General features: G+C 76.9%; 8 protein-coding genes. All 8 read left to right on the top strand.

The genetic code is table 11. From position 1 onward, the window contains the following. Window positions 1–40 precede the first annotated feature (40 nt). The 8 genes from ACUN9U_RS17745 to ACUN9U_RS17710 all read left to right on the top strand — a co-directional run bounded on the left by ACUN9U_RS17745 (window position 41) and on the right by ACUN9U_RS17710 (window position 8907). Window positions 41–1318: a prepilin-type N-terminal cleavage/methylation domain-containing protein gene (locus ACUN9U_RS17745; protein WP_445486323.1), complete on the top strand. Its 1278-nt coding sequence runs from the start codon at window positions 41–43 to the stop codon at window positions 1316–1318. After that, on the top strand, window positions 1315–2109 hold the full coding sequence (locus ACUN9U_RS17740) for a PilW family protein (protein WP_445486322.1): 795 nt from the start codon (window positions 1315–1317) through the stop codon (window positions 2107–2109). The genes ACUN9U_RS17745 and ACUN9U_RS17740 overlap by 4 nt, the downstream gene beginning before the upstream one ends. After that, window positions 2109–3962 (top strand): hypothetical protein, encoded by a 1854-nt coding sequence (locus tag ACUN9U_RS17735; protein ID WP_445486321.1) that lies wholly within the window; start codon window positions 2109–2111, stop codon window positions 3960–3962. Before ACUN9U_RS17740 ends, ACUN9U_RS17735 begins: the two co-directional genes overlap by 1 nt. A 1-nt stretch (window position 3963) precedes the next feature. Then, window positions 3964–4782 (top strand): prepilin peptidase, encoded by an 819-nt coding sequence (locus tag ACUN9U_RS17730; RefSeq protein WP_445486320.1) that lies wholly within the window; start codon window positions 3964–3966, stop codon window positions 4780–4782. Between the two features lie 85 nt (window positions 4783–4867). Then, the gene (gene pilM, locus ACUN9U_RS17725; protein WP_445486319.1) at window positions 4868–5908 is read left to right on the top strand and encodes a type IV pilus assembly protein PilM; all 1041 of its coding nucleotides are present in this window, start codon (window positions 4868–4870) and stop codon (window positions 5906–5908) included. Next, window positions 5905–6678, top strand: coding sequence for a PilN domain-containing protein (locus ACUN9U_RS17720; protein WP_445486318.1), 774 nt, complete (start codon window positions 5905–5907; stop codon window positions 6676–6678). Before pilM ends, ACUN9U_RS17720 begins: the two co-directional genes overlap by 4 nt. 2 nt (window positions 6679–6680) lie before the next feature. Further along, window positions 6681–7529, top strand: a complete 849-nt coding sequence (gene pilO / locus ACUN9U_RS17715; protein ID WP_445486317.1) for a type 4a pilus biogenesis protein PilO — start codon at window positions 6681–6683, stop codon at window positions 7527–7529. Window positions 7530–7548: 19 nt separating this feature from the next. After that, on the top strand, window positions 7549–8907 hold the full coding sequence (locus ACUN9U_RS17710; RefSeq protein WP_445486316.1) for a hypothetical protein: 1359 nt from the start codon (window positions 7549–7551) through the stop codon (window positions 8905–8907). Window positions 8908–8913 lie beyond the last annotated feature (6 nt).

Raw genomic sequence — 8913 nt, 5'->3', positions numbered from 1 at the left:
CCGCACCCCGACGACGAACGAGCAGCGGCGAGGAGGAGCGATGAGCACCAGCGACGACGCCCGGCGCGCGCCGGACGGCGGGTACACGATGCTCGAGGTCGTCATCGCCATGGCCGTCTTCACGATCCTCGCCGGCTCGGTCTTCACGGTCCTGACCGGTGCGCTGCGCGTCACGGGTGACAACAACCGCCGCACCGTCGCGGCGGACCTCGCCTCAGCGCAGATCGAGCAGGCGCGCTCCCAGCGCGCGCTCGACATCCCCGACGGCCTCACCACCCGGACCCAGACCGTCGGCGGCACGACCTACACCGTCGCCCAGACCGCCAACTACCTCGCCTCGGACGCCACCAACCCCGTGTGCGTCGGCTCCGGTGACACGCTGGCCTACAAGCTCGTCTCGGTGCGCGTCACCTGGCCCGGCATGGGCACCACCCGGGCCGTGAGCGCCAAGACGCTGCGCGCCCTCCAGCTCGGCTCCGGCGGTCTCGCCGCCGGCAGCGGGTCGCTCGCCGTCGTCGTCCAGGGCGCCAACGGCGACGTCGTCACCGGCAGCGTCGTGGCGCTGTCGCCCGGTGGCGCCGTCCGCACCACCGGCAGCGACGGCTGCGCCGTCTTCGCGGGCCTGGATCCGGGCACCTACCGGGCGACGGTCGACCAGCCGGGCCGGGTCGCCTCCAGCGGCTACCAGGCGGCGTCCACCGCCGACCTCGTCGTCAGCGCGGGGCAGGTCACGCGCGCCTCGCTCTTCCACGACGTCGCCCGGACCCAGCCCTTCGTCCTGGAGCCGCCGGCCGGCTACCAGGTGCCCGCGGGGGTGCCGGTGGTCCTGCGCGACAGCTTCATCGCCGACACCACGGCCCCGGCCTGCGGCACCGCGCCGGTCCGCTCCTGCGCCACCGGCGTGCCCGGCGAGCTGCAGGGCCTCTTCCCCGACACCTACGCCCTGTGGGCGGGCACCTGCTCCGACGCGGATGACGCGCCTGCCAGCTTCGACGCCACCCAGGCCGCGGGCGGTGCGACCCCCGTGGGGGTGCCGCTGGGCGGGGTGGCCGTCACGGTCACCCGCGCGGGGGTCCCGACCAGCGGCACGCCCCTGTACGCGGTGCACCAGCCGGAGAACGCCGAGGTCACCGGCAGCCAGTGCCCGACCGGGGAGGTGTACGCGCTGGGCACCAGCGGCGCGGCGCCCACGGCGACCGCGCTGCCGTTCGGGGAGTGGACCATCACCACCGACCCCGCGGCGCCCGCCGGCACCGGCCCGGTGGTGCTGCTGGACGCCGCGCACCCCACCTCCGACGTCGCGGTGGTGCTGCCGTGAGCGGCCGGATGGCGGGCGCCGCGCGGACCCCGGTGGGCCCGGCCGAGCGCCGCGAGGAGGGCACCACGCTCGTGGAGCTGCTCGTCGTCATGGTCCTGACGACCATCGTCCTCGCCGCGGTGGGCACGGTCTTCACCAGCTCGCTGCGGGGTGTGCGCGAGGCCCAGGTGCGCACCAGCACCCAGGCCGACGCCCGCACGGCGACCGAGGCGATCACCCGCAGCCTGCGCGTCGCGGTGGCGCCTCCCGCCGGGGCGCCCACGGGCCCGTCCTCGGGCACGGTCCCGAGCCCCTTCACCGCGGCGTCGTCCACGGGCGTCAGCTTCTACGCCAACCTGCAGCGCACCACTGTCGCGTTCGCCACCTCCGGGCCCACGAGCGCGCCCGTCGTGCGCGCCGCCCTGGAGGGCCCGTGGCTGGTGAGCTACGGCTACGACGCCACCCGGCAGTGCGTCACGGAGGCGCGGACGCCCGCGACGGCCAACACCGGCCCGACCGCCACCACGGTCCCGTACCTGTGGACCACCGGCACCACCACCAAGTGCCTGGCGACGACGACCACGCCGCCGTCGTTCAGCTACTTCACCAGCGGCGTCATCACCTCGGCGGCGGGTGCGACCGCTCCCATCGCCCCGGCGTCGGGGAGCACCCTGAGCCCCGCCGAGGCGGCCTCGGTGGTCAGCGTGGGCGTCGCGCTCGTCGTCGCCGACCCGAGGGCCCCCGACCTGGCCCCCACCACCACCAGCGACCGGGTCAGCCTGGTCAACGTCCTCGCGAGTCAGGCAGGCTGATGCGACGTCCGACCCCGCTGCGCCGGCTCTCCGGCCGCCCCCACCCCGAGGGCGAGGAGGGCATCGCCCTCATCACCGTCGTCGGGACGATGGGCGTGGTCACCGCCCTGGTGCTCGCCGCCCTGTTCCTCGTCGTGAGCTCGACCCCCCGCGCCCGGGCCGGCCAGGACGCGTCCACGGCGCTGGGCGCGGCCCAGGCCGGGGTCGACGAGTACATCTCGCGCCTCAACGCCAACGACAGCTACTGGACCGCCGGTAACGTCGACGCCGCCAACGCCGCGCTGACCACCCCGGCGGCCTTCGCCACCGCGCCCGGGCGTCCCCTGCCGGGCTCCACCACGGGCGCCCGGTTCAAGTACACCGTCCTCAACTCGATCCCCGACATCGCCAGCAGCGGCCTCATCCAGCTCAAGGTCGCCGGCACCGCCGTGCAGCCCGGCGGCACGCCGACCAGCCGCACCCTCATCGCCACGCTGAAGATCAAGGGCTTCCTCAACTACATCTACTTCAGCGACGTGGAGGCCACCGACCCGGAGCTGTGGTCGGCCAACGCCCCCGCCCGCTACAACGGGCAGGCGCAGGTCACGGTCGGGACCACGACCTACACCTTCCGCGCCGACAAGGCGAAGGTGCAGGCCGACTGCTCCGCGAAGTACTACGAGGGGCGCCAGAGCAAGTCCTACGAGGTCTCCAGCGCCACCAAGACGACGGTCGTGCAGGGGACCAACGGCGCCGTCGTCGGGACCCTGCCGGGGTGGAACGGCTGGACCACCGGGACCGTGTCCGGGTACTGCAGCCGCGACATCCAGTTCACCACCGGCGACGTCATCAACGGACCGCTGCACAGCAACGACCTGCTGAAGATCGCCGGCAGCCCGGTGTTCGGCAACCCCGACACCTCGGTGTGGTCCGGCGCCTACCCCGCCACCGGCCCGCTGTACTGGGGCGGCGGCGCGCCCAGCGCGGGCACCACCGCCCAGGCGGGCTACCCGGTCCTGGCCTCCAAGCAGCCCACCACCATGCCGACCGGCAACACCGAGCTGCTGCGCTACGTCTCACCGAAGATCGACACGAGCAGCAACACCGACCGCAGGGGCTGCCTCTACCGCGGGGCCACCAAGATCACCTTCACCGGGACGACGATGACGGTGCTCTCGCCCAACACCACCGACGCGAGCACGCCCTCGCGCTGCCTCGACGTGGCCAACCGCAACCAGCCGCAGACCAAGCCGATCCCGCCGGTCATCTACGTCGCCGCCGCCACCGGCTCCTGCAAGGGCGTCGGCTACCCGCTGGCCAACGAGGCCACGACGGGTCTGACCACGAACTACGACTGCAAGCGCGGGACGCCCTTCGTCTCCGGGACCGTCGACGCCGCGGTGACCGTCGCCGGCGCCGACGACGTCGTGGTCACCGGCGACCTCACCTACGCCGACGGCGGCGCGGGCACCGACGTCCTCGGCCTGGTCGCGACCGGCTACGTGTGGGTGCACCACCCCGTCTCCAAGACCAGCCCCGTCACGAACCTCACCGCCGCCGACGGCTACACGCCCGTCCACACGATCCAGGCGGGCATCCTGTCGCTCAAGCACAGCTTCCTGGTGCAGAACTACGACAAGGGGGCGGCCCTGTCGACCGGCACCGCGGCGACCAAGCTCAACGTCCTGGGCGCCATCGCCCAGATGTACCGGGGCCCGGTCGGCACCGGCAACGGCACCACGGCGAGCACCGGGTACCTGAAGAACTACGTCTACGACACCCGCTTCAACGCCCTGCAGCCGCCGTACTTCATCAAGCCGGTGTCCTCGCCGTGGCAGGTGCAGTCGGTGGTCGACGCCCCGGCGGGCAGCTGACGTGGCCGCCGACCCGGCGCTGACCGCCGTGCTCACCGCCCTCGCGGGCGTGGTGGGCCTGGCCGTCGGCTCCTTCCTCAACGTCGTCGTCTGGCGCGTCCCGCAGGGCCTCTCCGTGGTCCGCCCCGCCAGCGCGTGCCCCGCGTGCGCCGCTCCCATCACCGCCCGCGACAACGTGCCGGTCCTGTCCTGGGTGGCGCTGCGGGGCCGCTGCCGCCGCTGCCGGGCGCCCATCAGCGCGCGCTACCCGCTGGTGGAGGCGGGCACCGCGGCGCTGTTCGCCGCCACCACCTGGTGGGCCGCGCGCCACGGCGACCTGGCGCTGCTGCCCGCCCTGCTCTACCTCGCGGCCCTGGGCGTGGCCCTGGCGCTCATCGACCTCGACGTGCGCCGGCTGCCCGACGCCCTCGTGCTGCCGTCCTACCCGGTGGTCGCCGCGCTGCTCGGCCTGGCCGCCGTCGTGGAGCACGACGGCGCGGCCGCGCTGCGCGCCGTCGTCGGCGGCGCCGCCCTGTGGCTGCTGTACTTCGCGCTCGCGGTCGCCAGGCCCGGCGGCATGGGCTTCGGCGACGTCAAGCTGTCGGGCCTCCTGGGCGCCTACCTCGGCTACGCCGGCTGGTCGAGCCTCGTGGTCGGCGCCTTCGCCGCCTTCCTCGTGGGCGGCCTCGTCGGGGTGGCGCTCGTCGCCTCCCGGCGCGTGGGACGCCGCGGGTCGCTGCCCTTCGGGCCGTTCATGCTCGCCGGCGCGGCGCTCGGATTCGCCGCCGGCGGGTCGCTCGCCCACTGGTACCTGCAGGTCAGCGGGCTCCTCCCCGCCTGAAGGGCTCAAGTGCTCGCCCGGAGCACCGATAGCACAGGAGAGCGCGCCGAGCAGCGGCGCCGCGGGCTGAGCAGGGAGGGCAGGCGTGGCACGACGCACGTCCATCGGGCTCGACGTCGGCACCGGCGCCGTGCGCGCCGCCGAGCTGTCCTTCACCTCCTCCGGCGTGGTCCTCGAGCGCAGCGCCGAGGTGCCGCTGCCCGAGGGCGCCGTCCGCGACGGCGAGGTGCTCGACGCCGCCGCCGTGTCCGCGGCCCTGGTCGAGCTGTGGCGCCGCGGCCGCTTCTCCCACCGCCGCGTGCGGGTCGGCGTCGCCAACCAGCGCGTGGTCGTACGCGAGGTCGAGGTGCCGCAGATGCCGCCCGCGGACCTCAGGAAGGCCCTGCCGTTCCAGGTGCAGGACGTGCTGCCCATGCCCGTCGAGGCCGCCGTCCTGGACTTCCACCCGCTGGAGGTGCGCACCGGCGCCGCGGCCCCCGTGGTCCGGGGCCTGCTCGTCGCCGCGTGGCGGGAGACCGTCACCGCGCTGCTCGCGGCCGTGCAGGGCGCCCGGCTGGTGCCCGACGCCGTCGACCTGACGGCCTTCGCGGTGCTGCGGGCCGTGGGGTCGGGTCTGGGCTCGGACGCTGCCGCGGAGGCCCTCGTCGACGTCGGGTCGGACACCACCCAGGTGGTCGTCCACTCCGGCGGCGCCCCGCACTTCGTCCGCATCCTCGCCTCCGGGGGCGACGACGTCACCGCGGCCCTCGCCGAGGGCACCGGCCTCACCACCGCCCAGGCCGAGCAGCTCAAGCGCGACCTCGACGAGGCGCCCGTCCTCGACGAGGCCGACCCCCGCAGCGCCTCCGCGCATGCCCTCCAGGTCGCCGTCGTCGCGTTCCTCGAGGAGGTGCGCAGCACCATCGACTACGCCGCCGCCACCAGCGGCCACCGCGCCGAGCGCGTGGTCCTCACCGGCGGCGGCGCCCGCCAGGCGGGCCTCGACGCGCAGCTGGCGGCCATGACCGGCGTGCCCGTCCACGTCGGCTCCGTCGAGCGCCGCGTCCGCCGCGGCCGGCACCTGCGGGGCGTGACCGCCGAGGGCCCCACCACGGCCGTCGGCCTCGCCCTGGGGGCCTCCGCGTGAGCGCCACCACCACCCGCCGCGAGCGGGGCACGAGCGCCCCGCGGGCGCTGCTGGCACCGGCCGCCCCCGGGGGCGGCCGGCAGGGCGCGCTCCCGTCGCTGCCGCGCGTCAACCTGCTGCCCCCCGAGGTGCTGGCCCGCCGCGCCGTGCGCCGGGTGCAGCGCGGCGCCGCGGTGGCCGCCGGCGCCGCCGTCGTCGTGGTCGCGGCCGCCTGGGGCGTCACCGCCTCGCAGGTCTCCGCCGAGCAGGCCCGCCTCGACGCCGCCAACCAGCGCGTGCAGACGCTGCAGGCGGAGCAGGCCCAGTACGCCGAGGCCCCCCAGGTCATCGCCCAGGTCGAGGCGGCCGAGGCGGCCCGGGCGACGGCGATGGCCCAGGACGTGGCCCTGTACTCCTACGTCGACTCCCTGACCCGCGCCCTGCCCGACGGCGCGTGGCTGGCCGGGGTCCAGGTCTCCCTGGACGCCGCGGGCGCGACGGCCGGTGCGGCCACCACCGCAGCGGCGACCTCGGCGACGGCGGCCACCGGCGCGGCCGCCGGGGCGTCGGCGGCCACCACCGGCAGCATCAGCATCACCGCCCGCTCGACGTCCTACGAGGACGTCGCCGGCTACCTCGACGCCCTGGCGCGGGTGCCGGGCGTCGCGGACGCCTACCTCACCGCGTCCAGCCAGGACGCCTCCGCCGCCGTGCCCGTCGTGAGCTTCACCGTCACCGCGCGGGTGACCACCGACGCGCTGTCGCACCGCTACGACCAGGAGGTGGGCTGACCGTGTCGACCTTCTCCCCGGCCCCGGCCGCCGGCCCCGCTGCCGGGCCCGCCGCCGGCGCCACCGGAGCGCTGGCCGCTCCCCGCGCCCTGCCCTGGCTGGGGGCGGGTGCCGGTGGGGTCGTGCTCGTGATGCTGGCGGGCTGGCTGCTCGTCGTCTCCCCGGCGCGCACGCAGGTCAGCGACCTGGCCGCGTCCACCGCGCAGGTGGAGTCCACCGAGCCGGCCCTGGCCGCGCGCGTCGCCGAGCTCGAGCAGGAGTTCGCCGCGCTGCCCGAGCACCGCGCCCAGCTCGCCACCCTGCGCACGCAGCTGCCCGCCGGCGCCGCGCTGCCCGAGCTGGTCCGCTCGCTGCGCGACGCGGCGGCGCGCAGCGGCGTGGAGCTGACCAGCCTGACGCCGTCGCCTCCGGTGCCCGTCGTGAGTGCGGCCAGCGCGGCCAGCGCCGCCGCGCCCGCCGCCCCCGCTGACCCATCGGCCGCTGCCGCCACCGACCCCACCGCTGCCGCCGCGACCACCGCGAGCGCCGCCGCCTCCGCGGCCCCGAGCGGGCTGCTGCAGGTGCCGGTGGCGCTGACGGCGACGGGCGGCTACGCCGCCCTGGTCAGCTTCCTGGCGGAGGTCCAGGGCGACGAGCGGCTGCTCCTGGTCACCAGCGTCGACCTGGCGCCCAGCTCCACCGCGGGTGCGGGCGGGCAGCTGGCCCTGTCCGTCTCCGGGGCGGTCTTCGCCCTCCCCGACGACACCACCGGCGCCGCCGGGGCCACCGGGGCCACCGGGGCCGCTGGCCAGCCCGCGGACGCCGCCCCCGCCCCCGCGGCGGACCCGTCCGCCGCCACCGCGATCAACTGAACGGCGCAGAGGAGCAGCCATGAGCACCGGCCCGTTCGACCCGGCGGCCGAGGACGGCTTCGAGCCCGTCTTCTCCACCCGCCCGGCCCCCGAGCCCGCACCCGCCCCGTTCTTCGGCGGCGTCCCCGCCTCGCCCTTCGGTGAGGTGAGCGCTGCGCCGTTCGGCGAGGTGCCCGCTGCGCCGTTCGGCGAGGCGTCCCCCTCGCCGTTCGGTGACGTGCCGAGCTCGCCGTTCGGCGCCGTCCCCGGGCCGATCGCGGCGGAGGCGCCGCTGACGGCGGCGCTGGACGCCGAGCCGGTGCTGGGCTGGGGCCTGCACGAGGCGGCCGCTGCCCTCGACCCGGTCGAGCGCCCGGCACCGATGGCGCCCTTCGGCACCCCGTCCGCGCCGCCGGCACCGCTGGTCCCCACCACCCGGGCCGCTGCGCAGGCGAGCACCCTCCTGCTGCCCGCCCCGCGCCCCGCCGCCGACGACACCGGCGTCCTGGACGGCCCGGACGGTCCCGACGGCGACGCACCACCGGCCCCGCGCCGGGCGCGCCGCGTGAGCCCGGTGCTCGCCGTCGCCGTGGCCGGGGGCGCCGTCGTCGCCGGTGCCCTCGGCGCCTTCGTCCTGCTGGGCAGCACGGACGGCGGGGTCGGGACCGACGCGGCCGGGACGGTCGTCACCAGCCCCCCCTCCGGCCCCGGCCCCGACGGGCAGGCGGGCACCGGGGCGGACGACACCCCCACCGCCTCCCCGTCGGCGGTCCCCGGTGCCTTCGCGCCCAACGCCCGCGACCCCTTCGCCGCGCTCGTGGGGGCCGGCGCCACCGGCACCACCGGCACCGGTGACGGGACGGCGGTCACCGACGGCACCACCGGCACCGTCCCGGGCACCGACGGCGCCACCGGCACCGTCCCGGGCACGGGCACCCTCCCGGGCACCGGGACGGTCGGCGGCCAGACGGGCGGCCAGACGGGCGGCCAGCCGGGCGGGACGGGCTCGGTCGGCGGCGCCCCCAGCGGCGGGCAGGGCTCGGGGCAGCAGGGCTCCTCCGGCGGCACGCCCTCCACCCCGGTGCCCGCGTCGCTGACCACCGCCCAGATCTGCAGCGCGGTGGTCGGCCCCATGGACCAGGTCGAGCAGCTGCTCACCGCCAGCGCCGCCGGCTCGACGGCCGCGGTGGACACCGGTCTGGCGCTGCGCACCCCCGTCGGGGTGCTGCGCACGGCCGTCTCCCTCACCAGCGACTCCCGGCTGGCCTCGCGCCTGGACATCGCCGCCAGCTCGGCCGAGGCGCTGCGCGCCCAGCTCATCGCCGGCACCCCCGTGACGTCGGGCCAGGCGGCCACCCAGGCCGCCCGGGACGCCGACGTGCGCACCGCCTGCGGCTGAGGCCGC

This window comes from Quadrisphaera sp. KR29, assembly GCF_052644995.1.
The sequence above is the reverse complement of the archived record's forward strand: the minus strand, read 5'-3'. Positions and strand labels throughout refer to the sequence as shown.

Coding starts and splice junctions, on each gene's coding strand:
- ACUN9U_RS17745 (WP_445486323.1), top strand. CDS start 41: ATGAGCACCAGCGACGACGCCCGGCGCGCGCCGGACGGCGGGTACACG.
- ACUN9U_RS17710 (WP_445486316.1), top strand. CDS start 7,549: ATGAGCACCGGCCCGTTCGACCCGGCGGCCGAGGACGGCTTCGAGCCC.
- ACUN9U_RS17735 (WP_445486321.1), top strand. CDS start 2,109: ATGCGACGTCCGACCCCGCTGCGCCGGCTCTCCGGCCGCCCCCACCCC.